Raw genomic sequence first — 25,732 nt, 5'->3', positions numbered from 1 at the left:
ATGGCGGGCGGTATCCTGAAGGGCATCGCCCGCCACGCCTTTTCGCGCGGGCCGATCGAACTGGTGCAGACGGTGCGCGTCACCGTCGAAACCGGGTTGGACGGCGACTTCCGCGGCGCGCTGAAACCCGGCCGCAACAAGCGGCAGGTGTCGCTGATGGAAGTCGGCGACTGGGCGCAGGCGATGACGCTGATCGGCCACGAACTGCCTTGGTGGGAGCGCCGCGCGAACCTGCTGGTCGAGGATTTCGACCTGCCGCAGACGCTGGGCGTGCGCGTCCGCGTCGGCGAGGTTCTCCTTGAAATTACCAAGGAATGCGATCCGTGCAGCCGCATGGAGACGATCGCCGAAGGCTTGCGCGCGGCTCTCACCCCCGACTGGCGCGGCGGCGCGCTGGCGCAGGTGATCGAGGGCGGCCGGATCAGCGTCGGCGACACGATACGAATTGAAACCACTACCCCCGTTGGTGCTGAGTAGGGACTGCGCTTGTCGAAGTTCCGTATCGAAGCATCGGTCCTTCGATATGGCAGTTCGACGTTGCTCAATGGCTACTCAGGACGAACGGGTGGCCATCAGGGGAACTGACATGAGCCGTAATTTCAAAACGCTCGACGACATGGGCGACCTCACCGGCAAGCGCGTGCTGGTCCGCGAGGACCTGAACGTGCCGATGGCCGATGGCGCCGTCACCGACGACACCCGCCTGCGCGCGACGATCGGCACCGTCACCGAACTGGCGGATCGCGGCGCGATCGTGCTGATCCTCGCCCATTTCGGCCGTCCCAAGGGGCAGCCGAACCCCACCATGTCGCTGGCCCCGGTCACCAGGCCGCTGTCCGACGTGCTCGGTCGCGAAGTCCGCTTCGTCGACTGGACCGGCGCTGCCGAGGCGGTCCGCATGATGCAGCCGGGCGATATCGCCGTGCTGGAGAATACCCGCTTCTTCGCCGGTGAAGAGAAGAACGATCCGCAACTCGTTGATACCATGGCCGCGCTTGCCGACTATTACGTCAACGACGCCTTCTCCGCCGCGCACCGCGCGCATGCCTCGACCGAAGGCCTTGCGCACAAGCTGCCCGCGTTCGCCGGGCGGCAGATGGAGGCCGAACTCGACGCGCTCGACAAGGCGCTGGGCAACCCGCAGCACCCGGTCGCGGCCGTCGTCGGCGGGGCCAAGGTGTCGTCGAAGCTCGACGTGCTGAAGCATCTGGTCGGACAGGTCGACCACCTGATCATCGGTGGCGGCATGGCCAACACCTTCCTCGCCGCGCGCGGGGTGAATGTCGGCAAGTCGCTGTGCGAACACGAGCTGACCGGCACTGCCGACGAAATCTTCGAAGCCGCCGAGAAGGCGAACTGCACCATCCACCTGCCGTACGACGTGGTGGTGGCCAAGGAATTCAAACCGAACCCGGCGACCCGTACCGTCAACGTCCACGAAGTCGCCGCCGACGAAATGATCCTCGACGTCGGCCCCGCCGCGACCGAGGCATTGGGCGATGTGCTCAAGAACTGCCGGACGCTGGTGTGGAACGGACCGATGGGCGCCTTCGAAACCCCGCCGTTCGACGTCGCGACCGTATCGCTCGCCAAGACGGCGGCGGCGCTGACCGCCGACGGATCGCTGGTGTCGGTCGCGGGCGGCGGCGATACCGTCGCCGCGCTCAATCAGGCCGGCGTCGCCGACCAGTTCAGCTTCGTCTCGACCGCCGGCGGTGCCTTCCTCGAATGGATGGAAGGCAAGGAACTGCCCGGCGTCGCCGCGCTGATCCGCTAAGTCTGCCACCCGATCCACCGTACCCCCGCGCAGGCGGGGGGCCAGAGCGCCGAACGCTACGCCGCGTTGCTTGGCCCCTGGACCCCCGCCTGCGCGGGGGTACGTCGTTTTTGCCCGTTCAAACCCCACAACCCGCTTGATCCCACCGCCAACCCCGACTACCCGTTCAACACGTTAAACGAAGGGCAGGGCGTTGCTAGGGGTACGACTCGACACCGAACTGGAAGAGCGGCTCGCCAATGTCGCCCGGTCGCAGGGACGATCGAAGAGCGATATCGCCCGCGATGCCGTGCGCCGCTATGTCGAACTCCATGACGAGGCGTTTCGCGCCGAAGCCCGCCGCCAGTCCGAACGCGCCGCGGCGCGCGACGACGGCGCCGACTGGGCGTTCTTCGACCGGGTGGAAGCGGAGGACGGCCGGTGGAGATAAAGCGCGGCATGATCGTGCTGGTCGAAGGGCCCGAAGCACTGGCGGTCAAGCGTCGCCCGTTCCTCGTCGTCCAGTCCGACCTGTTCAACGAGGCGCACGCCTCGGTCACGCTGGTCCCGATGACCAGCCTGACCGGTGGCGAGACGCTGTTCCGCGTGCCCTTCGCGCCGTCCGACACGACCGGCATCTCGGTCGAAAGCGAGGCGCAGGTCGACAAGATCAAGACGCTCCGCCGCAGCCGTATCGTCCGCGTGCTGGGGCAGGCGACGGCAACATCGATGGAGCAGGTGGATCAGGCGCTGCGGCGCTGGCTCGCACTCTGACATTTCACGAACCCAAGGGGATCGACATGAACACCGCTGACATGACTGCGAAGATTGCCGACGGACAGGGTTTCATCGCCGCGCTCGACCAGAGCGGCGGTTCGACGCCCAAGGCGTTGAACGGCTATGGCGTCGAGGACGGCGCATGGACCACCGACGACGAAATGTTCGGCCTGATCCACGATATGCGCGCCCGCATCATCCTGTCGGACGCGTTCACCGGTGACAAGGTGATCGGCGCGATCCTGTTCGAACGCACCATGGACGGGCAGGCGGGCGGCAAGCCCGTGCCGCAGGCGCTGGCGGACAAGGGCGTCGTGCCGTTCCTGAAGATCGACAAGGGCCTCGAGAACGAAGCCGACGGCGTCCAGCTGATGAAGCCGAACCCCGATCTCGACACGCTGCTCGCCCGCGCCGCGAAGCTCGGTATCTTCGGGACCAAGGAACGCTCGGTCGTCAACCTCGCCAACCGCGTCGGCATCGCCGCGATCGTGCGCCAGCAGTTCGAGATCGCCGATCAGGTGCTCTCGCACGGCCTGATGCCGATCATCGAACCCGAAGTGAACATCAAGAGCGCCGAGCGGGCGCAGGCCGACGCGATCCTGCTCGACGAAACGCTCAAGGCGCTTGATGGCATGACCGGCGACGACAAGGTTATGCTGAAACTCTCGCTCCCGGCCGAGCCCGGCCTGTTCCAGCCGCTGGTCGACCATCCGCGCGTGCTGCGCGTGGTGGCGCTGTCGGGCGGTTTCAGCCGGACCGAGGCGTGCGCCGAACTGGCGAAGAACCCGGGCATCATCGCCAGCTTCAGCCGGGCGCTGCTGTCCGACCTGCGTCAGCAGATGACCGACGCCGAATTCGACCGGGCCCTGGGCAAGGCGATCGACGAAATCCATTGCGCCTCGACCGAAAAGACGTTCGTCGCGGCGTAATGCCTGCGACGCCGGTCCACGCGCTTCTCGGCAGCGTTTTGCTGCTGGGATCGGCGTGGGCCGGCCCGGCATTGGCCTGTTCGGTGTCACCGAAATATCGACCGCCGACTACGCTGGACCTCGCGGCACGAGCCGACGCGATCGTCATAGCCGAGGTGGACGGCGAACGCCGTTCACCCACGCCGGAATGGGGCGGCGATGTGTTGGCGACCACCCGCATGATCCTGCATGGTGCGATAGCGCCCCGCCGGATAGCCATTCCCGAATCGATCATAACGCAAGATCGCACGATCCTTTTCCGCAGCGCGCCACGCGAACTGCGTGAACCGAACGAGGGCGCCCTGATTGGCGGCTGCGTCCGCTATACCTTCGCGCGCGGGATGAAGCTGGTGCTGTTTCTGTCGCGTGACCAGCGTGGCAAGTGGATGTTGGTCCGAGGACCCTTTGCGCGCGACGCGGAAGATGTCAGCGGCCTGAACGCCCTTTGGGTGAAGGCCGTCCGGGAATATACCACTATTGCGAAACTGCCTGAGCGGCGGCGGTCGGTTGCGATGCGTCAGCGGATACGGGCGCTGCGTGCGACTGGTACGACAGATGAAGTCGTTATCGCTGCGGACATGCAGGCCGAATTGAAGGTCAGGCGCTGATGGCGCCGGGCAAAAGACTCCAGCGATAGATCGGACGCCACCGGTTTCAGCGCTTTCGCTGTCCTACAGAGCACAAGCTATGGCAAAAGGACGTCGGGCGCTCCAGCGTCCGGTGCTCTTTGTCATTGTCGCGCATCGCTCACCCCATCACCCCGGGTTGACCGGGATTCCGCCTCTTCTTTAGTGGCAAGCGAACGGGACGACTTAATATTAATAGTCACTCGCAAATGTGTGCACGAAACGCGCGCGAGTGTGAACTTAGTGAACTTTGACCCGCCCATGCCCTTCCACCCGCCGCCACACTGGGGCAGGGAAGCAGCATGACCCTTGACGAAGATCCGCTCGGCCCGCTGTCCCCCGATTTCGCGAAGCAGTTCGTGCGCGACGTGCGGCGTCCGCCGTGCCAGCTCTACCTCATATCGCCGCTCGACGTGACCGGGACCTTCCCCGATCGCCTCGCCCGCGCGCTGGGTGCCGGCCCGGTCGCCGCCTTCCAGTTCCGGGTGAAGGATATCGACCAGCATGCCGCCGCCCGCCTCGCCGAGCCGCTCCAGCGCATCTGCGCCGACCATGACGTCGCCTTCCTCGTCAACGACAGCATCAGCCTCGCCAAGCGCTTGGGTGCCGACGGCGTCCATCTGGGCCAGGAAGACGGCGATGCCCGCGAAGCCCGCGACGTGCTGGGCCCCAATGTCCAGATCGGCGTGACCGCGCATGACAGTCGCCACCTGGCGATGGAGGCGGGGGAGGCGGGCGCCGACTATGTCGCGTTCGGCGCCTTCTATCCGACCACGACCAAGGAAGTGCGCCACGTCCCCGAACCGGTCATCCTGTCATGGTGGTCGGCGCTGTTCGAACTGCCCAGTGTCGCGATCGGCGGGATCACCCCTGTAAACGCCGCCCCGCTGATCGCCGCCGGCGCCGACTTCATCGCCGTCTCGGGTGCCGTATGGAACGGCGACGAGGCCGCCGCGATCGAGGCATTTGACGCGGTGCTCAAGGGGTAGGAAACGTCTGCCCCGCCCGGTCGTTATCCTTCCTCAACGATGTTTGGGGATTGGCGTATGAAGCGACTGGCATGGGCAGCACTCGTGGTGAGCGGCGTCGCGGTGGCACAGGCGCCCGCGCCGCAACCCGCGCCGGCGATCGATCAGACCGTCCTGCATGCGCAGGTGCTGCTGGACCGGCACGGCTTCACCGTCGGCGTGATCGACGGCAAGGACAGCGCCTTGTTCAAGCGGGCGCTGCGCGGGTTCCAGACCGCGCGCGACCTGCCGGTCACCGGTACGCTCGACCCTGCGACGAAGCGCGCGCTGAACCCGGCGATGCGTCCGGCGACGGTCACGCTGACCCTGTCCGAACGTGCCTTGGCCGGCCCGTACACAAACCCGATTCCGAAGGAATATGCCGATCAGGCGAAGCTGACGACGCTCGGCTACCGCTCGCCGCTCGAAAAGCTGGCCGAGATGTTCCACACCACCCCCGCCACGCTGGTCGCGCTCAACAGCCGCGAAACAATGCTGCGCCCCGGCACCCGCGTCGTCTTCCCCAACGTCCTGCCCACCTCGCGCAGCTATGCCGACAGCTGGTCGGGCGACTATCGCCAGACGCTCGCCAATCTCAACGTCGACGCCAACCAGCCACAGGCCGACCGCGTCGTCGTCGACAAGTCCGAAGGCTGGCTGCGCGCCTATGCCGGCGACAAGATCCTCGCCCAGTTCCCCGCCACCATGGGTTCGTCGCACGACCCGCTGCCGATCGGCGAATGGAAGATCCAGGGCGTCGCGGCCAATCCCGACTGGCAGTACAACCCCGCGATCCTGCGCCACGCCGACAAGTCGGACAGCAAGGAGATCGTACCGCCCGGTCCCAACAACCCGGTCGGCGTGGTGTGGGTCGATCTGTCGAAGGAGCATTACGGCATCCACGGCACGCCCGAGCCGGAGAATATCGGCAAGACCGAGAGCAATGGCTGTATCCGCCTGACCAACTGGGACGCGGCGCGGCTGTCGCTGATGGTCAAGCCCGGCACGCCCGCGATCTTCCAGCCCTAAAGGCTGCGGCGATGAACCGGATCGGCTGGGCGTTCCTCGCCCTGTTCGTGCTGGGGGCGGGGCTCATCGCGCTGCTGGTCGATTTCGGCGATCCCCGTAGTCCTCGTCCGGACCGCCTAGCTACGGCGCCTCAGGCACCTGCCGATCCGCTACCGCCCGGCATGCTGACCCTGCCGGTGCGCGGCGTCGGCTGGTCGAGCATCCGGGACAGTTTCGGCGAGGAGCGGGCCGGGGGCGAACGGCGCCATACCGGCGTCGACATCATGGCCCCGGCCGGCGTCCCGGTGGTCGCCGCGGCGCCGGGTACGGTCGAAAAGCTGTTCTACAGCAACGGGGGCGGGGGCGTGACCGCCTATGTCCGCTCGCCCGACCGGCGGCTGTCCTATTACTACGCCCATCTCGCCGCCTATGCCCCGACACTGCACGAGGGCGGGCAGGTCCGCGCGGGCGACCCGATCGGGGCGGTCGGCGACACCGGCAACGCCGGGGCGGGCAATTTCCACCTCCATTTCGGCATCGAGCGGCTGAACCCCGACGAGCCATGGTATAGGGGTCGGGCGATCAACCCCTATCCGCTGCTTGCCCGCGGACGGGCGGAGCGGTAAGGGCGCAGCTTCGCTCTTTCCAACAGGTATGGTTCGTCATGAAGATCAGCGGCGTCGACATTCGCCCCGGCAACATCATCGAATATGAAGGCGGCATCTGGCGCGCGGTGAAGATCCAGCACACGCAGCCGGGCAAGGGCGGCGCCTATATGCAGGTCGAGATGAAGAACCTGCGCGACGGCCGCAAGAACAACGTCCGCTTCCGCTCCGCCGAAACGGTCGAGCGCATCCGGCTGGATACCAAGGACTTCCAGTTCCTGTATCCCGAAGGCGACACGCTCGTGTTCATGGACAAGATCACCTACGACCAGGTGACGCTGGCCCGCGACCTGCTGGGCGACGCTGCCGCATTTTTGCAGGACGGCATGGATGTCGTCATGGAAATGTATGACGACGAAGCGATCAGCGTCCAGCTGCCCGATACGATCGAAGCGACGATCGTCGAAGCCGATGCGGTGGTGAAGGGGCAGACGGCGTCGTCGTCCTACAAGCCGGCCGTGCTCGACAACGGCGTCCGCGTCATGGTCCCGCCGCATATCGCTGCTGGTACGCGGATCGTTGTGGACGTGTATGAGCAGACTTATGTGAGGCGCGCGGATTGAGGCGCAGCGGTCGGAGCAAATAGCGTGCGCTATTTGCCCTGACCGCAAGCCCGGCCGGCGCGCGAAAGCGCGGCCGACGACGCGGGCTTCGCCCGCGGCGCTGCCAAGTAAACCAACAGGAACCAAAGAAATGTCCGCCCAGTCCGGCCTCATCACCGTCCTCGAACGCGCCGTGCGCAAGACCGGCCCGCGCCTGCGCCGCGACTTCGGCGAGGTCCAGCATCTCCAGGTCAGCCGCAAGGGGCCGGCGGACTTCGTGTCGCTGGCCGACAAGCGCGCCGAGGAAACGCTGGTCGAGGAACTGCGGAAAGCGCGTCCCGACTGGGGCATGTTGCTGGAGGAAGGCGGCGAGATCGCCGGCGATCCGTCCAAGCCGCGCTGGATCGTCGATCCACTCGACGGCACCACCAACTTCCTGCACGGCATCCCGCATTTCTCGATCTCGGTCGCGGTCGAGGAGCCGTTCGGCGCGGGCGGCAAGCCCGAGATCACCTGCGCGATGGTCTACAACCCGATCACCGACGAAGGCTTCTGGGCCGAAAAGGGCCGGGGTGCGTGGTTGCAGGGGCAGCGGCTGCGCGTGTCGTCGCGCCGCGATCTGTCCGAAGCACTGATCGCGACCGGCATTCCGTTCCTGGGCCATGGCAACTTTGCCGAATGGACCCGCATCTTCGGCGCGGTCGCGCCCGAAGTCGCCGGCATCCGCCGCTTCGGTTCGGCCGCGCTCGACCTCGCCTATGTCGCCGCCGGTCGCTTCGACGGCTTCTGGGAATCGGGGCTGAAGAAATGGGACATCGCCGCCGGCATATTGCTGGTCAAGGAGGCGGGCGGCTTCGTCACCGACTATCGCGGTGCTGACCGCGCCTATGAAAAGGGCGAGGTGCTGGCGAGCAACGAACAGATGCAGACCCGCCTGCACAAGCTGGTCGCGGGCGCGCTGCGCTGATCCGGCTGGGCGGCGGTCGTGCGCCGCCACCCGTTACGCTCAGAAGTCGATCGCCTTCTGATATTCGCCCAGCAGCGATTCCCATGTCGCCAGGTTCGCCTTGAACAGCGCGCTCGATATGCCGCCATGGTCTAGGTCGACGTCCATCTCGATTCGCGGGTCCTTCTCGTCGTCGAGATAGCCGCGCGCGAAGCGGTGGGTGCTGTTCCACTTGTTGATCGTGTCGAGCGTCACGCCCTTCTTCACGAACCCGGCATAGAATTGCACCGTCTGGCATGCCTTGTTGGCGGTGCAGTTGTAGAAATAGACCGAGAAGTCGACGCCTGCCGCACCGCTCTTGATCAGCGGGTCGCCGCCATTGTCTTTCTCCAGCACCGCCCGATACCCTGCCTCGCGTAGCGCCGTGACCACCGTTTCCGGTTTGGTCGCGTCGACGGTCTGTGCAGCCGCCGGCATGGCCATCACGGCAATGCCCGGCAGGACGGCAAGTTTGGCCCAGTTCCGCATTGGTTTCCCCCTCGTCTTCCACCGTACCGTTGCCCCACGGTCCGACCGTTGCGGCATGTAGCGCGGAAGGTGAAGGAATTGCGAGTGATTCTCATCCTGTTCCGCCCTTGATGCCCCAACGCCATCGGCCTAAAGCCGGCTCCATTCATACCGCAACCGCGAGAGACCCACCTTGGTCGACCTGTCGCAATATCTGCCGATCCTGATGTTCCTGGGCGTTGCTCTGGTACTGTCGACGGCCTTCGTCGTGCTGCCGATGGTGGCATCGCGTTTCACCGGTGCTCATAAGCCGACGCCGGAAAAGCTGACCGAGTACGAATGCGGCTTTCCCGCGTTCGAGGATTCGCGCAGCCAATATGACGTGCGCTTCTATCTTGTGGCGATCCTGTTCATCATCTTCGATCTCGAGGCCGCGTTCCTATATCCTTGGGCAGTCTCGGTGTTCGACCTCGGCTGGACCGCGTGGGTGTCGATGATGATCTTCATCGGCGAACTGGCGCTGGGCCTCGTATATGCTTGGAAGATGGGAGCTCTCGAATGGGAGTAGAACTCACGACGCCGCCGCACGGCTTCGGCGCGGGTAACGCCGCCGGCGTGCCGGTGCAGGCGCCTGATCAGGGTTTCTTCAACGACCTGAACGGCGAACTTACCGACAAGGGCTTTCTGGTCACCACGACGGAAGATCTGTTCCAATGGGCGCGGACCGGTTCGCTGTGGTGGATGACGTTCGGCCTCGCCTGCTGCGCGGTCGAGATGATTCACGTCAACATGCCGCGCTATGACATGGAGCGCTTCGGCGCCGCCCCGCGCGCGAGCCCACGTCAGTCGGACGTGATGATTGTCGCCGGCACGCTGTGCAACAAGATGGCCCCGGCGCTGCGCCGCGTCTACGACCAGATGTCGGAACCGAAATACGTCATCTCGATGGGCAGCTGCGCCAATGGCGGCGGCTATTACCATTATAGCTACAGCGTCGTGCGCGGTTGCGACCGCGTGGTGCCGGTCGATATCTATGTCCCCGGTTGCCCGCCGACCGCCGAAGCTCTGCTCTATGGCGTGATGCAGTTGCAGCGGAAGATCCGTCGTTCGGGGAGCATCGAACGGTGAGGGCCCCTGCACCCCGTCACGCGCCCAATGACGGCGTGATCGACGCGGCGACCGCCGCGCTCGGCGACATGTTGCTTCACGCGCAGGATCTGGTGAGCGAGATTTCGCTCACCGTCGATCGCGACCGGCTAGTCATCGCGATGGAAACGCTGCGCGACACGCCGGGCCTGAAGTACGAGATGCTGGCCGAGATCGCCGGCGTCGACTATCCGGAGCGCCCCGAGCGCTTCGACGTCGTCTATCACCTGCTGTCGATGACCCGGAACCACCGCATCCGCGTGCGCGTGACGACCGATGAAGACGCGCCGGTGCCGTCGGTAACGGGCATCTGGTACAATGCCGGCTGGCTCGAGCGCGAAGTGTACGATATGTACGGCGTGCTGTTCACCGGCAATGCCGATCTGCGCCGTATCCTGACCGACTATGGTTTCCGCGGCCATCCGCTGCGCAAGGACTTCCCGCTGACCGGCTATGTCGAGATGCGCTATTCGGAAGAGGCCAAGCGCGTGGTTTATGAGCCGGTGAAGCTGGCGCAGGATTTCCGCACGTTCGACTTCATGAGCCCGTGGGAAGGCGCCGAGTACGTCCTGCCAGGCGATGAGAAGGCCGCCGCACCCAAGCCTGCCGTCGGAACGGCGCCGGGCGCGCCGACGCCCGTCACCGCCGATCAGGTCAAGCGCGCCGACGACAATGTGAAGGCTGCCGAGCCGCAGGTCGACAAGCCCAAGACGACTGAGAGCACCGCGCAGTCTGGCGCGGGCAAGCCGCATCCGGGCAACCAGCCCGAATCGAAGCCGGTCGATCCCGACGTGCCGTCGCCCGACGCGGGCAAGCCGTCGGTGGAGGACAAGTAATGGCCGATTACGACCACCAGCTCGACGCCGCCAACCCGACGCCCGGCGATGTCGAGATCCAGAACTATACGATCAACTTCGGCCCGCAGCATCCCGCGGCGCACGGTGTGTTGCGGCTCGTCACCGAACTGGACGGCGAGATCATCGAGCGGATCGACCCGCATGTCGGCCTGCTCCATCGCGGCACCGAAAAGCTGATCGAGTACAAGACCTATCAGCAGGCGCTCCCGTACATGGACCGCCTCGACTATTGCTCGCCGCTGTGCATGGAGCACAGCTATGTGCTGGCGGTTGAAAAGCTGCTCGACATCGAAGTGCCGCTGCGCGCGCAATATCTGCGCGTGTTCTTTGCGGAGCTGACCCGCATCTGCAATCACATGCTGAACCTCGGCTCGCACGTGATGGACGTCGGTGCGATGACGCCGAACCTGTGGATGTTCGAGATCCGCGAAGACTGCCTAGGCTTTTTCGAGCGCATGTCGGGTGCGCGGATGCACCATAATTACCTGCGTCCCGGCGGCGTCCATCAGGACGTGCCGCTGAAGCTGCTGACCGATATCGCGGAATGGCTCGACACGCGCCTGCCGCGCCTGTTCGGCGACGCGATCAGCCTGGTTGCGGAGAACCGCATCTTCAAGCAGCGCAACGTCGACATCGCGATTGTCAGCCGCGAGGACGCAGTGCGCTGGGGCTTCTCGGGTCCGATGATCCGCGGCGCGGGCATTCCGTGGGATATCCGCAAGGCGCAGCCCTATGACGCCTATGACCGGGTCGAGTTCGACGTGCCGGTCGGCACGCGCGGCGACTGCTACGACCGGTTCATGGTCCGCGTCGAGGAAGTCTGGCAGTCGGCCCGCATCATGAAGCAGTGCCTGGCGCAAATGCCTGAAGGCCCGATCGCGTCGTCGGACCGCAAGGTCGTGCCGCCGAAGCGGGCCGAGATGAAGCAGTCGATGGAAGCGCTGATCCATCACTTCAAGCTGTACACCGAAGGCTTCCACGTGCCCGCCGGCGAAGTCTATGTCGCGACCGAAAGCCCCAAGGGCGAATTCGGCATCTACATGGTGTCGGACGGCAGCAACAAGCCGTACCGGGTGAAGATCCGCCCGACGGCATTCAGCCATCTTCAGGCGATGGACTTCATGGCGAAGGGGCACATGCTCGCCGACATCACCGCCATTCTGGGGGCGATGGATATCGTGTTCGGGGAGTGCGACCGTTGAGCCGGCTCGATACCGTGACGGCGATGATGGAGCGTTACAATGCGCGCGATGCGGCGGGGTATGCTGCATTCTTCGCCGACGATGGCTGCGAGGCGCAGTATCGCGGCGACGTGGTGCGCGACGGGCGTGCTGGCGTGGAGAGCGGCATGGCGGCGGTCTTCGCCGAATTTCCGCAGAACCATGCCGAAGTCCTGCAATCGTTCGAACTGGGCGAGCGCGTCGTACTGCACGAACGCGTCCGCCGCTCGGCCGATGCCGAGCCGTTCGAAGTGATGACCGTCTATTCGTTCAGCGGCGACAAGGTCGGCCGCGTGGAGTTTATTCGCTGATGGCCGACGCCCCCAACATCCCCGACGAAGCCGAGGTTCGCGCACGCTGGGGCAATTTCACCTGGAACGCCGCGAACGCCGACAAGGCGCGCGAGATCGTCGCGCGCTATCCCGAAGGCCGGCAGCAGTCGTGCACCATCCCGTTCCTCGACCTGGCGCAGCGTCAGGTCGGTGCGGAAACGCAGACGCAGGGCTGGTTGCCGGTGCCGGTGATCGAGTTCATCGCGCGCGAACTGGGCATGGCCTATATGCGGGTGTACGAGGTCGCGACCTTCTACACGATGTTCAACCTCGCCCCGGTGGGCCGCTATCATGTGCAGGTCTGCGGTACGACGCCGTGCATGCTGCGCGGGTCGGACGACGTGTTCGCGGCGTGCAAGAACCGTGGCCTGATGAAGGGCAAGACGACACCTGACGGCCTGTTCACGCTGACCGAGGTCGAGTGCATGGGCAATTGCGCCTCGGCACCGATGGTCCAGATCAACGACGATAATTACGAAGATCTGGACTATGATCGCATGACCGTGATCCTCGAGGCGCTGGGCAAGGGCGAGACGCCGAAGCCCGGCACGCAGGAGCCGGGTCGTCACACAGTCGAGCCGGTCGGCGAACCGACCAATCTGGCGGCGATGATGACCGAGAACCACGACTATCGGCCCGAATGGGGCAACGCCCAAGGTTCGGTCGCATGAGGGCGCTTGGCAGCCTGTTGATCGCGGTGCTGGTCGGCATTGTGGTGTTGTGGATCGCGCTGGAACTGTTCGTCGGCGCGCTTAAGCTGGTTGGCGTAGCCATCGGCATAGCGGCGATGGTTGCCGTGTATTTCATCGCCGAAAAGGCGATCGGGAAGGGACGCTAAGGATGCTGGCCGACAAGGATCGCATCTTCACCAACGTGTACGGGTTCCAGCCGTGGAACCTCGACGCCGCCGTGATGCGCGGCGACTGGGACAATACCAGGGCGCTGTTGCAGCTGGGTCCCGACACGATCATCGACCGGATCAAGGCGTCGGGCCTGCGCGGGCGCGGTGGGGCAGGGTTCCCGACCGGCACCAAATGGTCGTTCATGCCGAAGGCGCCGAAGCCCGACCGGCCGAACTTCCTGGTCATCAACGCCGACGAATCCGAACCCGGTTCGTGCAAGGACCGCGAGATCATCCGCCACGATCCGCACAAGCTGATCGAAGGCGCGCTGATCGCGGGCTTCGCGATGCGCGCGCGGGCGGCGTACATCTATATCCGTGGCGAATATATCCGCGAGGCGGAAACCCTGTTCGCAGCGATTGCCGAAGCCTATGCCAAGGGGCTGCTGGGCAGGAATGCCTGCGGGTCGGGCTATGACTTCGACGTGTTCGCGCACCGTGGTGCCGGCGCCTATATCTGCGGCGAAGAGACCGCGATGCTCGAAAGCCTTGAGGGTAAGAAGGGTCAGCCCCGCCTGAAGCCGCCATTCCCGGCCGGTGCCGGCCTCTATGGCTGCCCGACGACGGTCAACAACGTCGAATCGATCGCGGTCGTGCCGACGATCCTGCGGCGCAGTCCGGAATGGTTCGCAAGCTTCGGCAACGAGAACAACAAGGGCACCAAGCTCTTCCAGATTAGCGGCCATGTGAACCGTCCCTGCGTGGTCGAGGAAGCGATGAGCATCCCGTTCCGCGAGCTGATCGAAAAGCATTGCGGTGGCATTCGCGGTGGCTGGGACAATTTACTGTGCGTCATCCCCGGCGGATCGTCGGTGCCGCTGGTGAAGGCCGAGCATATCATCGATGCGCCGATGGATTTCGACGGGCTGAAGGCGGTCGGATCAGGTCTCGGCACGGCCGCCGTCATCGTGATGGACAAGTCGACCGACGTCGTCCGCGCGATCAGCCGTCTCAGCTATTTCTACAAGCATGAGAGCTGCGGCCAGTGCACGCCGTGCCGCGAAGGCACCGGCTGGATGTGGCGGGTGATGGAACGGCTGCGCACCGGCGATGCCGACCTGTCGGAAATCGACACGCTGCAGCAGGTGACGAAGCAGGTCGAAGGCCATACCATCTGCGCGCTGGGCGACGCGGCGGCATGGCCGATTCAAGGCCTCATCAAGAACTTCCGGCCCGAACTCGAGCGGCGGATCAATGAAAAGCGTGGCGATAGTTCGCTGTCGTTGCAGGAAGCGGCCGAATGAAGCTTGCGCTGATCATGGCGGCTCTGGTGGTACCGGTGGCGTCTCCCGCGCTGGCCCAGCGACAGGTGGAAATGGACACCGGATCGTCGATTGCGGTACCGCGTCGTGCGCGTATTTCGGACGCGCCCGGGCTTTCCGACCAGGTACGCGCACGAAAGGCGCTGGCGGACTTTGCGCGTTGTACGGTCGATCGCAAGGCGCAGCAGATGTCAGGGATCCTCGCACAGCCTGCCGACAAGCTGAGCGATACGCAGTTTTCCAAGGTCGCCGACGACGAATGTCTGATGTCCGGCCAAATGCGCATGAAGCCGATAATGATGCGCGGCGCGATCTTCGTCGAACTCTATCGGCGGCGCGACCAGGCCGAACGGCGTGGTTCGGCCTGGTCTCTGCCGACGGTCACGTTCGACGTTCGCGCGCCAGTTGATCCTGCCAACACCGAATTTGCGCTACAGGCAGGGCTGTTGTCCTTTGCGAGCTGCGTTGTCGGGCGTGACCCGAGCGCGGCCAAGGCGGTCGTGCTGGGACCGACGGCGAGCAAGGAACAGGATGCCGCATTTGCCGCGCTGGCACCGCATTTGGGGAAATGCTTGCCGAGCGGACAGAATATCAAGTTGGGTAAGCCCATTTTGGAAGGTGCCTTGGGCGAAGTTCTCTATCGCGGAACCGTCCCTGTCGCGTCTCCCGTGTCGCAGGAAACCAGGTAATGCCGAAGGTGAAAGTCGATGGGATCGAGGTCGAGGTGCCGCAGGGTGCCACCGTCCTCCAGGCATGCGAAGCCGCGGGCAAGGAAATCCCGCGCTTCTGCTATCACGAGCGGCTGTCGATCGCCGGCAATTGCCGGATGTGTCTGGTCGAGGTGAAGCCGGGGCCGCCCAAGCCGCAGGCGTCGTGCGCGCTGCCCGCCGCCGACAATCAGGAAATCCGCACCGACAGCGCGATGGTGAAGGCCGCGCGCGAAGGCGTGATGGAATTCCTGCTGATCAACCACCCGCTCGACTGCCCGATCTGCGATCAGGGGGGCGAGTGCGACCTGCAGGACCAGTCGGTCGCCTATGGTCGCGGCCAGTCGCGCTATGACGAGAACAAGCGCGCGGTCACTGAAAAGTACATGGGCCCGATCGTCAAGACGGTCATGACCCGCTGCATCCAGTGCACGCGCTGCATCCGTTTCGCGGAAGAAGTCGCGGGCGTGGAGGAAATCGGCGCGATCTATCGCGGCGAGAATATGCAGATCACGTCGTACCTCGAACAGGCGGTGACCAGCGAATTGTCGGGCAACGTCGTCGACCTGTGCCCGGTCGGTGCGCTGACGTCGAAGCCCTATGCGTTCGAAGCGCGTCCGTGGGAGCTTAAGAAGACGCTCGCCATCGACGTGATGGACGCCGTCGGCACCAACATCCGGCTCGACAGCCGGGGCCGGCAGGTGCTGCGCTGCGTGCCGCGCATCAACGAAGACGTGAACGAGGAATGGGCGCACGACAAGACGCGCCACGCTGTCGACGGTCTGGTCCGTCGTCGCCTCGACAAGCCGTTCGTCCGCAAAGACGGCAAGCTGGTCGCGGCGGAATGGGACGAAGCGTTCGCAGCGATTGCGGCGGTAAGCGCGGGTTCGTCGGTCGCGGCGATCGCCGGGGACCTGCTCGATTGCGAGACGATGTTCGCGGCCAAGGCGCTGGTGAATGCGCTCGGTTCGTCACTGCTCGAAGGGCGGCAGACGGGCATGGCCTATGACGTCACCAGCCTCGGCACGGTCGCGTTCAACACGACCATCGCCGGGATCGAGGACGCCGATGCGATCCTGCTGGTCGGCAGCGACCTGCGCCACGAAGCGCCACTGATCAACACCCGCGTCCGCAAAGCGATCAAGAAGGGCGCGCGGGTCTTCGCCATCGGGCCGGAAACCGACCTGACCTACAAGGTCGAATGGCTGGGCGACGATCTGGGCCTGCTGAACGGTTTGCCCGATCGTGCCGCCGAAGCGCTCGACGCGGCCAAGCGTCCCGCGGTGATCGTCGGCCCCGGCGCGTTGAAGGTTGGCCATGGCGCGGCGCTGAAGCTGGCGCAGGACGGCAATCTGATTCGCACGCTGGAAGACGGTTCGTCGTGGAACGGCTTCAACGTGGTTCACACCGCCGCCGCCCGGATGGGTGCGCTGATGCTGGGCTATGCGCAGGCGGGCGGCATTGCCGATATCGTTGCGGCGAACCCGAAGCTGGTGTTCTTCCTTGGCGCGGACGAGGTCGATTTCAGCCAGTTCGCGGGCGCGACCAAGGTGTATGTCGGCCATCACGGCGACAAGGGCGCGGCGGTGGCGGACATCGTTCTGCCGGGCGCCAGCTACGCAGAAAAGGCCGGGACCTACGTCAACCTCGAAGGGCGCGTGCAGCGCGGCGACCGCGCGGTATTCCCGCCTGGCGACGCGCGCGAGGATTGGACGATCTTCCGTGCGCTCGGCGAAGTGTTGGGTGTCACGTTGCCGTTCGACGATTTCGCCGGCGTCCGCCGTGCGATGACGGCGGCGGTGCCGGCGCTGGGGCAGGAGGGGCTGGTACGTTACGACTGGAACCCGCCCGCGCTCGACGCTAAGGGCGAGGGCAAGGTGACCTATCCGGTCGCCGACTTCTACCTGACCAACGCGATCTGCCGGGCCAGCCCGACGATGCAGCGCTGTTCGGCCGAACTTGTCCATGGCCAGGATTTCGCGGAGGCCGCCGAGTGACCTCGTTCTTCGAAACTACCGTCGGTCTGCCGTACGGCGTGGCGTGGACCGTCGCGACGCTGATCGGCATTCTGGTCATCGCGCTGCCGCTGATGCTGGCGGTCGCGATGATCATCTATGCCGATCGCAAGATCTGGGCGGCGATGGCGCTGCGCCGCGGGCCGAACGTCGTCGGTCCGCTGGGCCTGCTGCAATCGTTCGCCGACGGTCTGAAGGTGTTCCTGCAGGAAACGATCGTGCCGTCCTCGGCCAATCGCGGCCTGTTCCTGCTCGCGCCAATCATCACCTTCACCGTCGCGCTGATCGTCTGGGCGGTGATCCCGTTCGACGTCGGTGTGGTGGTCGCGGATATCAATGTCGGCCTGCTCTACATTCTCGCGGCGTCGTCGCTGGGCGTGTATGGCGTGATCATCTCGGGCTGGGCGTCCAACTCGAAATATCCCTTCTATTCGGCGCTGCGTGCGGCCGCGCAGATGGTCAGCTACGAAGTCGCGATCGGGTTCGTGCTGATTTCGGTCGTGCTGTGGGCGGGGTCGTTCAACCTGACGACGATCGTGCTGGAACAGCGCGCGCATATCTTCGGCTTCATCAATGGTTTCGGTTTCAATCCGCTGCTGTTCCCGATGGCGGTGGTGTTCCTGATCTCGTCGCTCGCCGAAACCGCACGCGCGCCGTTCGATCTGACCGAGGCGGAATCGGAACTGGTCGCGGGCTATCAGACCGAATATTCGTCGATGGCCTTTGCGCTGTTCTGGCTGGGCGAATATGCCAACGTCATCCTGATGTGCGCGCTCAATGCGTTGCTGTTCTGGGGTGGCTGGCTGCCGCCGGTCGACTGGGCGCCGCTGTACTTCGTGCCGGGGATCATCTGGTTCCTCGCCAAGACGTTCTTCTTCTTCTTCGTATTCAGCTGGATCAAGGCGACAGTGCCCCGGTACCGCTATGACCAGCTGATGCGGCTGGGCTGGAAGATTTTCCTGCCGCTGTCGCTGACCTTCGTTTTCCTCATCTCGGGCTGGCTCATGCTCCAGCGCGTGGGAGTGCCTGCATGAGTATCGCCCAGACCATCCGATCGTTCACCCTGTGGGAGTTCGTGAAGGCCCATGCGCTGACGCTGCGGTACTTCTTCAAGGCCAAGGCGACGATCAACTACCCGTATGAGAAGAACCCGCTGAGCCCGCGCTTCCGCGGCGAACATGCGCTGCGCCGTTATCCCAATGGGGAAGAACGCTGCATCGCGTGCAAGCTGTGCGAGGCGGTGTGTCCGGCGCTGGCAATCACGATCGAGGCCGAACCGCGCGAGGACGGCAGTCGCCGCACCACGCGCTACGACATCGACATGACCAAGTGCATCTATTGCGGGCTGTGCCAGGAAGCATGCCCGGTCGATGCCATCGTCGAAGGGCCGAACTTCGAGTTTGCGACCGAGACGCGCGAAGAGCTGATCTATCACAAGGACAAGCTGCTCGCGAACGGTGACCGCTGGGAACGCGCCATCGCCGCGAACCTTGCGAGCGACGCGCCCTACCGGTAATGGCGCGCATGTTCCGTACCGGTGGGGGCCAAGCGCCCCGCTTCGCCGGCCAATCGATTAGCGTATCGTCCCGCACCCAGCGGGGCGGGCAGGGGGAAGAGCAGCGCTCGTGATCCAGACACTCGCCTTCTATCTGTTCGCCACGATCGTGGTGGCATCGGCCGCGCTGACGATCACGTCGCGCAATCCGGTCCATTCGGTGCTGTGGCTGATCCTCGCCTTCTTCAACGCCGCCGGCCTGATGGTGTTGGCCGGTGCCGAGTTCATCGCGATGCTGCTCGTCATTGTCTATGTCGGCGCGGTCGCGGTGCTGTTCCTGTTCGTGGTCATGATGCTCGACATCGACTTCACCGAACTGCGCGCCGGGTTCGTCCGCTATCTGCCGGCGGGCCTTGCGCTGGCGGTGCTGCTGGCGGTCGAGTTGATCGTCGGTGCTTATGCGTGGACCGCCGCCCGGATCGATCTGGCCAAGCGGATCGCGCCGACCGACGTCACGGTGCCGAACATCGAGGCGATCGGGCGGCTGCTCTATTCGCGCTATCTCTACGTCTTCGAAGGCGTCGGCCTCGTCCTGCTGGTCGCGATGATCGGTGCGATCGTGCTGACCCAGCGCAAGCGCGCGGATGCCAAGGCGCAGAACATCAACCGCCAGATCAACCGCCGCGCCAAGGATGCGATCCGTAACGTCAATCAGCCCATCGGGCAGGGGGTCGAGCTGTGATCGGTCTTACCCATTATCTGGTCGTCGCGGCGATCCTGTTCACGCTGGGCGTGCTGGGCATCTTCCTCAACCGGAAGAACCTGATCGTCATCCTGATGTCGATCGAGCTCATCCTGCTGGCGGTGAACATCAACTTCGTCGCCTTCTCGGCGCAGCTGGGCGACCTGGTCGGTCAGATCTTCGCGATGTTCGTACTGGCGGTCGCTGCCGGTGAGAGCGCGATCGGGTTGGCCATCATGGTCATCTATTTCCGTGGTCGCGGTTCCATCGCGGTCGACGACGTCAACCGGATGAAGGGATGATGCCGGTGGCTTTTCGGGTTTCGGGGGTGGTTTCGTGAGCCCCATCCATATCGTCGTGTTCCTGCCGCTGCTGGCGTCGATCGTCGCAGGGCTGTCGAACCGCGCGTTCGGCATCGCGGTGCCGAAGGTCATCACGACCGCCGGCCTGCTGGTCGCTGCCGGGTTGTCTTGGTCGATCTTCATCCCGTTCCTGAGTGGCACGGCACAGGCCAATGTCGCGCCGGTGTCGACGTGGATCGTGTCGGGCGGCATGGACATCGCGTGGGAACTGCGCGTCGACGCACTGACCGCGGTCATGCTGGTCGTCATCACCAGCGTCTCGGCGCTCGTCCACCTCTATAGCTGGGGCTATATGAGCGAGGACCCCGACCAGCCGCGCTTCTTCAGCTATCTGTCGCTGTTCACCTTCGCGATGCTGATGCTCGTGACCGCGAACAATCTGGTGCAGATGTTCTTCGGTTGGGAAGGCGTCGGTCTGGCGTCGTACCTGCTGATCGGTTTCTGGTTCAAGAAGCCCTCGGCCAATGCCGCCGCGATCAAGGCGTTCGTCGTCAACCGCGTCGGCGACCTTGGCTTCATGCTCGGCATCTTCGGTACCTATCTGGTGTTCGGAACGATCTCGATCCCGGCGATCCTCGAAGCCGCGCCGTCGATGGCCGGTTCGACGATCGGCTTCCTGTGGTTCCGCGCCGACACGATGACCGTATTGTGCCTGCTGTTGTTCGTCGGTGCGATGGGCAAATCGGCGCAGCTCGGTCTCCACACCTGGTTGCCCGACGCGATGGAAGGCCCGACCCCGGTGTCGGCGCTGATCCACGCCGCGACGATGGTCACCGCCGGCGTGTTCATGGTGTGTCGCCTGTCGCCGATGTTTGAAACCTCGCCGACCGCGCTGGCGGTGGTGACCGGCGTCGGCGCCGCGACCTGCCTGTTTGCCGCGACGATCGGCCTCGTGCAAACTGACATCAAACGCGTCATCGCCTATTCGACTTGTTCGCAGCTCGGATATATGTTCTTTGCGGCGGGGGTCGGCGCTTACGGCGCGGCGATGTTCCACCTGTTCACCCACGCCTTCTTTAAGGCGCTGCTGTTCCTCGGTGCCGGTTCGGTCATCCATGCGATGCACCATGAGCAGGACATGCGCTTCTATGGCGGCCTGCGGAAGCATATCCCGCTGACCTTCTGGGCGATGATGGCCGGTACGCTGGCGATCACCGGGGTCGGCATCTATGGCGTCGGCGGCTTTGCCGGCTATCATTCGAAGGATGCGATCCTCGAAGCCGCCTGGGCATCGGGTCCGAACGGTTATGGCGCCTTCTATGTCGGCACCTTTGCCGCGCTGCTGACCAGCTTCTATTCGTGGCGGTTGATGTTCCTGACCTTCTTCGGCACGCCGCGCTGGGCCGGGTCGGAGCATATCCAGCATGCGGTGCACGACGCCCATGGTCTTCACGGCCATGACGAGCATGCGCACGACGGTCACGCGCACCACGACGCGCATCCGGCAGCCGAAGATGCGGGCCATGCCCCGTCGACGCACGATGCGCATGCCAGCGACGTGGTCGAAGGGACGGCGGGCTATCATCCGCACGAAAGCCCACTGCCGATGCTGATCCCGCTGGTCGTCCTGACGATCGGCGCGGTTGCGGCCGGTTATGTCTTCCACCACTGGTTCATCGAACCGGAAGCGGGTGCAACGTTCTGGAAGGGCAGCCTGTTCTTCAACGAACATCTGATGCACGCGATGCACGAGGTGCCGTTGCTGGTGAAGCTGGCCGCGACGATCGTGATGCTGATCGGTCTGGCGAGCGCCTTCTACGTCTATATCGCACGGCCGGGCACGGCGGCGGGCATTGCGGAAACCTTCCGCGTCTTGCACCGCTTCCTGCTCAAGAAGTGGTATTTCGACGAGCTGTATCACCTGCTCTTCGTCCGTCCGGCGTTCGCGCTCGGCCGCTTTTTCTGGAAGCGTGGGGATGAACAGACGATCAACCGCTTCGGCCCCGACGGGTCGGCGGCGCTAGTCGGCTTTTCCAGCCGCCTCGCGGTCAAGATGCAGACCGGCTATCTCTACACCTATGCCTTCGTCATGCTGATCGGCCTGACGGCGGCGGTTACCTGGGCGATCGCGTCGTGATGCGCGGTTTCAAGCAAATGGTTCGGGGGAATAACTCGTGAACGGCTTCCCGATCCTGTCGGTGATGCTGCTGGTGCCGGCGGCCGCAGCGGTGCTGTGCCTGTTCGTATCGGCGAATGGTGCGCGCTGGACGGCCCTCGCCGCCACGCTAGTCAACCTCGCGCTGGGCGTGCTGCTCTGGGCTAATTTCGAGGTGGGCGGTGCGCAGTGGCAGTTCGTCGAGGCGCCCGCGCTCGGTGACTTCGGCGTGTTCCGCTATGCACTGGGTATCGACGGCTTCGCGCTGATGCTGATCATGCTCAGCGTCTTCCTGATGCCGATCTGCATCGGCGCGTCGTGGAAGTCGGTGACCAACCGCGTACCCGAATATATGGCGCTGTTCCTCAGCGTCGAAGTGCTGATGATCGGTACCTTCGCGGCGCAGGACCTGTTGCTGTTCTACGTATTCTTCGAAGCCGGCCTGATCCCGATGTACCTGATCATCGGCATCTGGGGCGGGGCGAACCGCATCTACGCGTCGTACAAATTCTTTCTCTACACGCTGCTCGGCTCGCTGCTCATGCTGATCGCGATGATCTACATGATCCAGACGGCGGGCACGTCGGACATTCCGACGCTGATGGCGTATGATTTCCCGGCGCATGTCCAGACGTGGCTGTGGCTGGCGTTCTTCGCTTCGTTCGCGGTGAAGATGCCGATGTGGCCGGTCCACACCTGGTTGCCCGACGCGCACGTGCAGGCGCCGACCGCCGGGTCGGTCATCCTGGCGGGCGTGCTGCTGAAGCTCGGCGGCTACGGCTTCCTGCGCTTCTCGATCCCGATGTTTCCGGAGGCTTCGGGCCAGCTGACGTGGCTGATCCTCACCCTGTCGGCGGTGGCGGTCGTCTATACCTCGCTCGTCGCGCTGGTGCAGTCGGACATGAAGAAGCTGATAGCCTATTCGTCGGTCGCGCACATGGCGATCGTCACGATCGGCCTGTTCGCCTTCAACCAGCAGGGCATCGAAGGTGCGATGATCGTGATGCTCAGCCACGGGCTGGTGTCGGGTGCGCTCTTCCTGTGCGTCGGCATCATCTACGACCGGCTGCATACGCGTGAGATTGCGCGCTATGGCGGTCTGGCGATCAATATGCCGCGCTATGCCGTGTTCTTCCTGCTGTTCACCATGGCGTCGATCGGCCTGCCGGGCACGTCGGGTTTTGTGGGTGAGTTCCTGAGCCTTGCGGGCACGTATCGGGTGTCGACCTGGGCGGCGCTGATCTGCACGACCGGCATCATCCTCGGCGCCGCCTATTCGCTGTACCTCTATCGCCGAATCGCGCTGGGCGACCTCGTCCATGACGATGTCAAGGCGATGCCCGACGTGTCGGGGCGTGAACTTGCGCTGTTGGCACCGATCGCGGCGGTGGTGCTGTGGATGGGTGTCTATCCGGAGAGCTTCCTCGCGCCGATGCGCGGCGACGTCGCGTTGCTGGTCGCGCGGATCGAGCGGGCGGCACCGGTATCGGATTCACGGCCGACCCCGGGTAATCCGGCGGCGGCAGCGGCGAAAGCCGCGGAACATGGGACGGGCGCAGCAGCGGCGCACGGGGAATCGCACTGATGAGCTACGCCGAACAACTTTCGATGACCCTGCCCGAGCTGGTGCTCGCGGTAGGGGCGATCGTCCTGATGCTGGTATCGGCATGGGGCAAGCAGGCGGCGACGCGCGGGGTCAGCATCGCGGCAGTGTTCGTGCTGGCAGGCGCCGCGGTAGCGCTGGTCGGTAACGGATCGTCGGGCGGAACCGCCTTCGACGGCATGTACCGCGCCGATGCGTTCGCGGCTTTTGCCAAGGTGCTGATCTATCTCGCCTCGGCCGTAGCGATCATCATCGCGCCGCGCTTCTTCGAACGCACCAGCGGTGACGACCTCAAGCCCGAATATCCGGTGCTGATCCTGTTGTCGGCATGCGGCATGGGCATGATGGTGTCGGCATCCGACCTGCTGCTGCTCTATGTGGGCCTCGAGCTGCAGAGCCTTGCCGCATATGTCCTCGCCAGCTTCATGCGGCGCGATACGCGTTCGGCCGAAGCGGGTCTGAAGTATTTCGTGCTGGGCGCACTGGCCTCGGGCATCCTGCTCTATGGCATCAGCCTGGTGTATGGCTTTGCCGGGACCACCTTGTTCAACGACATCGCTATCGCTTATGCCGGTCCGCGCAACATGGGTCTGCTGTTCGGGCTGGTGTTCGTGTTCGCCGGCCTCGCCTTCAAGTTGGCGGCGGTGCCGTTCCACATGTGGACGCCCGACGTGTACGAAGGCGCGCCGACACCGGTGACGGCGTTCTTCGCATCGGCACCCAAGGTCGCGGCCATGGCGATGGCGCTGCGCGTCGCGGTCGAGGCGATGGGTCCGGCGGTCCTCGAATGGCGCCAGATCGTGATCTTCGCAGCACTGGCGTCGATCGTGCTCGGCGCGGTCGGGGCGATCGGGCAGCGCAACATCAAGCGGCTGCTCGCCTATTCGTCGATCAACAATGTAGGCTTCGCGCTGGTGGGCCTTGCCGCCGGGTCGGCGCAGGGTGTCGCGGGCGTGCTGTTCTACCTCGCCGTCTATATCGTCATGACGCTGGGATCGTTCCTGATCGTGCTGCAGATGCGCGGCGAAGACGGGCAGCCGGTCGAGGACGTCGCGAGCCTGTCGGGTCTGTCGCGCAGCCGCCCGGCGCTGGCGCTGGCGCTGGCGATCTTCATGTTCTCGCTCGCCGGCATCCCGCCGTTGCTCGGCTTCTGGGCCAAGTACGCGGTGTTCGAGGCGGCGGTGCAGGCGGGGCTGTTGCCGCTGGCGGTGATCGGCATCGCGGCGTCGACGATCGGTGCCTATTATTACCTGCGCGTCGTCAAGACGATGTACTTCGACGAGCCCGCCGCGCCGTTCGGCCGTGAACCGGCATTGGTCGAAGGCGGCCTGACGCTGGCCGCGGCGATCGTGATCTCACCGGTCAGCCTGTTCCTGATCGCGCCGCTGTCGGCATGGTCGCTGACCGCCGCACGGGCGCTGTTCTGACGGTTCGCGTCGTTGGCGAGACCGGGTCGACCAATGCCGACCTGCTCGCCGCTGCCGAAGCCGGCGCCGAGGAGGGGCTGTGGCTGCGCACCGAGCGGCAGGTTGCCGGTCGGGGCAGGCTGGGCCGCAGCTGGTCGGACGGCACGGGCAACCTGTTCGCGAGCACGATCGTCCGGTTACAGCCGGGCGATCCCGCCGCACCGACGCTGACCCTGATCGCGGCGGTCGCTCTGGCGGAGGCGGTTGCGGGTTTCGTGCCCGGCCGCGTCGCGATCAAATGGCCGAATGACCTGCTGATCGACGGCGCCAAGCTGTCGGGTATCCTGCTGGAACGTGGTAGCGACAATGCCGTGGTAATCGGGTTCGGCGTCAATCTGGCCTCGCATCCCGATCTTGCCGACCGGCCGACCACCAGTTTGCGGGCGCAAGGGGTGGAGGTGGTGCCGGCGGCAATGCTCGAAGCGCTGCATACGCGCTTTGCGGCATGGCTGCGGGTGTGGCGGCATCACGATCTGGTAGCGATCCGGACGGCATGGGAAGCGCTGGCGCATCCCCTCGGGACCGCCCTGCGGGTTCGTCTGCCCGATGGCAGCGAGCGCGAAGGGGCGTTCGATGGGCTCGGCCCTGACGGTGCATTGCGGTTGAAGGTGCGCGAGGGGCAGGTGTTGCTGGTCCATGCCGGTGACGTCTTTGCCTGACCACGTGACCCGGCGGACCGGCAGAGGCTACAGGGGACGCTTGTCGTTGCTGCCCATAGCCTCTAGCG

At 64.9% G+C, this 25,732-nt stretch carries 30 protein-coding genes; 29 read left to right on the top strand and 1 reads right to left on the bottom strand.

Translation table 11 applies throughout. The features are described from left to right. The 11 genes from MF610_RS06995 to MF610_RS06945 all read left to right on the top strand — a co-directional run bounded on the left by MF610_RS06995 (position 1) and on the right by MF610_RS06945 (position 8,316). Positions 1-477: an MOSC domain-containing protein gene (locus tag MF610_RS06995; RefSeq protein ID WP_242194267.1), complete on the top strand. Its 477-nt coding sequence runs from the start codon at positions 1-3 to the stop codon at positions 475-477. 109 nt (positions 478-586) lie between these two features. Next, a complete protein-coding gene (locus MF610_RS06990) occupies positions 587-1,777 on the top strand; it encodes a phosphoglycerate kinase (RefSeq protein ID WP_242194265.1) in 1,191 nt (396 codons plus the stop codon). 193 nt (positions 1,778-1,970) lie between these two features. Further along, complete coding sequence (locus MF610_RS06985; protein ID WP_055755878.1) at positions 1,971-2,207, top strand: ribbon-helix-helix protein, CopG family; 237 nt, start codon at positions 1,971-1,973, stop codon at positions 2,205-2,207. Between the two features lie 8 nt (positions 2,208-2,215). Then, on the top strand, positions 2,216-2,530 hold the full coding sequence (locus MF610_RS06980) for a type II toxin-antitoxin system PemK/MazF family toxin (protein ID WP_242194262.1): 315 nt from the start codon (positions 2,216-2,218) through the stop codon (positions 2,528-2,530). A gap of 26 nt (positions 2,531-2,556) precedes the next feature. Further along, complete coding sequence (locus tag MF610_RS06975; RefSeq protein WP_242194260.1) at positions 2,557-3,462, top strand: fructose bisphosphate aldolase; 906 nt, start codon at positions 2,557-2,559, stop codon at positions 3,460-3,462. Next, positions 3,462-4,109, top strand: a complete 648-nt coding sequence (locus MF610_RS06970; RefSeq protein ID WP_242194258.1) for a hypothetical protein — start codon at positions 3,462-3,464, stop codon at positions 4,107-4,109. The genes MF610_RS06975 and MF610_RS06970 overlap by 1 nt, the downstream gene beginning before the upstream one ends. A 320-nt stretch (positions 4,110-4,429) precedes the next feature. Next, positions 4,430-5,116 carry a thiamine phosphate synthase gene (thiE, locus tag MF610_RS06965; protein WP_242194256.1) on the top strand — a complete coding sequence of 229 codons (687 nt, stop codon included), beginning with the start codon at positions 4,430-4,432 and terminating at the stop codon, positions 5,114-5,116. 57 nt (positions 5,117-5,173) lie between these two features. Beyond that, positions 5,174-6,163, top strand: coding sequence for a L,D-transpeptidase family protein (locus MF610_RS06960; RefSeq protein WP_242194254.1), 990 nt, complete (start codon positions 5,174-5,176; stop codon positions 6,161-6,163). A gap of 11 nt (positions 6,164-6,174) precedes the next feature. Further along, complete coding sequence (locus MF610_RS06955; protein ID WP_242194252.1) at positions 6,175-6,768, top strand: murein hydrolase activator EnvC family protein; 594 nt, start codon at positions 6,175-6,177, stop codon at positions 6,766-6,768. A 38-nt stretch (positions 6,769-6,806) separates the two neighbouring features. After that, on the top strand, positions 6,807-7,370 hold the full coding sequence (gene efp, locus MF610_RS06950) for an elongation factor P (protein ID WP_056452206.1): 564 nt from the start codon (positions 6,807-6,809) through the stop codon (positions 7,368-7,370). A gap of 130 nt (positions 7,371-7,500) precedes the next feature. Next, positions 7,501-8,316, top strand: a complete 816-nt coding sequence (locus tag MF610_RS06945; protein WP_242194250.1) for an inositol monophosphatase family protein — start codon at positions 7,501-7,503, stop codon at positions 8,314-8,316. A 39-nt stretch (positions 8,317-8,355) separates the two neighbouring features. Here the strand turns inward: MF610_RS06945 and MF610_RS06940 are convergent, their stop codons facing one another. Next, the gene (locus tag MF610_RS06940; protein ID WP_242194248.1) at positions 8,356-8,823 is read right to left on the bottom strand and encodes a YbjN domain-containing protein; all 468 of its coding nucleotides are present in this window, start codon (positions 8,821-8,823) and stop codon (positions 8,356-8,358) included. A gap of 172 nt (positions 8,824-8,995) precedes the next feature. Between MF610_RS06940 and MF610_RS06935 the strand changes: the two genes are divergently transcribed. From MF610_RS06935 to MF610_RS06850, 18 genes are all read left to right on the top strand, one after another. Further along, positions 8,996-9,370 carry an NADH-quinone oxidoreductase subunit A gene (locus tag MF610_RS06935; protein WP_242194246.1) on the top strand — a complete coding sequence of 125 codons (375 nt, stop codon included), beginning with the start codon at positions 8,996-8,998 and terminating at the stop codon, positions 9,368-9,370. After that, positions 9,361-9,930: a NuoB/complex I 20 kDa subunit family protein gene (locus MF610_RS06930; protein WP_242194243.1), complete on the top strand. Its 570-nt coding sequence runs from the start codon at positions 9,361-9,363 to the stop codon at positions 9,928-9,930. Before MF610_RS06935 ends, MF610_RS06930 begins: the two co-directional genes overlap by 10 nt. Further along, entirely contained in the window at positions 9,927-10,784 is an 858-nt protein-coding gene (locus tag MF610_RS06925) for an NADH-quinone oxidoreductase subunit C (RefSeq protein WP_242194241.1), read from the top strand. Before MF610_RS06930 ends, MF610_RS06925 begins: the two co-directional genes overlap by 4 nt. Beyond that, the gene (locus MF610_RS06920) at positions 10,784-12,007 is read left to right on the top strand and encodes an NADH-quinone oxidoreductase subunit D (RefSeq protein WP_242194238.1); all 1,224 of its coding nucleotides are present in this window, start codon (positions 10,784-10,786) and stop codon (positions 12,005-12,007) included. The genes MF610_RS06925 and MF610_RS06920 overlap by 1 nt, the downstream gene beginning before the upstream one ends. A 23-nt stretch (positions 12,008-12,030) precedes the next feature. Continuing rightward, positions 12,031-12,336 carry a nuclear transport factor 2 family protein gene (locus MF610_RS06915; protein ID WP_380870964.1) on the top strand — a complete coding sequence of 102 codons (306 nt, stop codon included), beginning with the start codon at positions 12,031-12,033 and terminating at the stop codon, positions 12,334-12,336. Then, positions 12,336-13,028 carry a complex I 24 kDa subunit family protein gene (locus MF610_RS06910; protein ID WP_242194234.1) on the top strand — a complete coding sequence of 231 codons (693 nt, stop codon included), beginning with the start codon at positions 12,336-12,338 and terminating at the stop codon, positions 13,026-13,028. The genes MF610_RS06915 and MF610_RS06910 overlap by 1 nt, the downstream gene beginning before the upstream one ends. Further along, on the top strand, positions 13,025-13,195 hold the full coding sequence (locus MF610_RS06905) for a hypothetical protein (RefSeq protein WP_242194231.1): 171 nt from the start codon (positions 13,025-13,027) through the stop codon (positions 13,193-13,195). Before MF610_RS06910 ends, MF610_RS06905 begins: the two co-directional genes overlap by 4 nt. 2 nt (positions 13,196-13,197) lie before the next feature. Further along, positions 13,198-14,502, top strand: coding sequence for an NADH-quinone oxidoreductase subunit NuoF (nuoF, locus tag MF610_RS06900; protein WP_242194228.1), 1,305 nt, complete (start codon positions 13,198-13,200; stop codon positions 14,500-14,502). Next, the gene (locus MF610_RS06895) at positions 14,499-15,209 is read left to right on the top strand and encodes a hypothetical protein (RefSeq protein ID WP_242194226.1); all 711 of its coding nucleotides are present in this window, start codon (positions 14,499-14,501) and stop codon (positions 15,207-15,209) included. The genes nuoF and MF610_RS06895 overlap by 4 nt, the downstream gene beginning before the upstream one ends. Further along, the gene (nuoG, locus tag MF610_RS06890) at positions 15,209-17,224 is read left to right on the top strand and encodes an NADH-quinone oxidoreductase subunit NuoG (RefSeq protein ID WP_242194224.1); all 2,016 of its coding nucleotides are present in this window, start codon (positions 15,209-15,211) and stop codon (positions 17,222-17,224) included. The genes MF610_RS06895 and nuoG overlap by 1 nt, the downstream gene beginning before the upstream one ends. Next, positions 17,221-18,276, top strand: coding sequence for an NADH-quinone oxidoreductase subunit NuoH (gene nuoH / locus MF610_RS06885; RefSeq protein WP_242194222.1), 1,056 nt, complete (start codon positions 17,221-17,223; stop codon positions 18,274-18,276). Before nuoG ends, nuoH begins: the two co-directional genes overlap by 4 nt. Next, positions 18,273-18,758 (top strand): NADH-quinone oxidoreductase subunit NuoI, encoded by a 486-nt coding sequence (gene nuoI / locus MF610_RS06880; RefSeq protein WP_055783951.1) that lies wholly within the window; start codon positions 18,273-18,275, stop codon positions 18,756-18,758. The genes nuoH and nuoI overlap by 4 nt, the downstream gene beginning before the upstream one ends. Positions 18,759-18,867: 109 nt before the next feature. Further along, positions 18,868-19,479 (top strand): NADH-quinone oxidoreductase subunit J, encoded by a 612-nt coding sequence (locus tag MF610_RS06875; RefSeq protein WP_242194220.1) that lies wholly within the window; start codon positions 18,868-18,870, stop codon positions 19,477-19,479. Then, positions 19,476-19,781 carry an NADH-quinone oxidoreductase subunit NuoK gene (gene nuoK, locus MF610_RS06870; protein ID WP_055755914.1) on the top strand — a complete coding sequence of 102 codons (306 nt, stop codon included), beginning with the start codon at positions 19,476-19,478 and terminating at the stop codon, positions 19,779-19,781. Before MF610_RS06875 ends, nuoK begins: the two co-directional genes overlap by 4 nt. Before the next feature lie 34 nt (positions 19,782-19,815). Continuing rightward, positions 19,816-21,918 (top strand): NADH-quinone oxidoreductase subunit L, encoded by a 2,103-nt coding sequence (nuoL, locus tag MF610_RS06865; RefSeq protein WP_242194218.1) that lies wholly within the window; start codon positions 19,816-19,818, stop codon positions 21,916-21,918. 37 nt (positions 21,919-21,955) lie between these two features. After that, on the top strand, positions 21,956-23,521 hold the full coding sequence (locus MF610_RS06860) for an NADH-quinone oxidoreductase subunit M (protein WP_242194216.1): 1,566 nt from the start codon (positions 21,956-21,958) through the stop codon (positions 23,519-23,521). Then, positions 23,521-24,966 (top strand): NADH-quinone oxidoreductase subunit NuoN, encoded by a 1,446-nt coding sequence (gene nuoN, locus MF610_RS06855; RefSeq protein ID WP_242194214.1) that lies wholly within the window; start codon positions 23,521-23,523, stop codon positions 24,964-24,966. The genes MF610_RS06860 and nuoN overlap by 1 nt, the downstream gene beginning before the upstream one ends. Next, positions 24,933-25,664, top strand: coding sequence for a biotin--[acetyl-CoA-carboxylase] ligase (locus MF610_RS06850; protein WP_242194211.1), 732 nt, complete (start codon positions 24,933-24,935; stop codon positions 25,662-25,664). The genes nuoN and MF610_RS06850 overlap by 34 nt, the downstream gene beginning before the upstream one ends. Positions 25,665-25,732 lie beyond the last annotated feature (68 nt).

The organism is Sphingomonas hankookensis (assembly GCF_022664465.1).
GTDB lineage: Bacteria > Pseudomonadota > Alphaproteobacteria > Sphingomonadales > Sphingomonadaceae > Sphingomonas > Sphingomonas hankookensis.
Note: the sequence above shows the minus strand (reverse complement) of the source record. Positions and strands in the feature narration are given on the sequence as shown.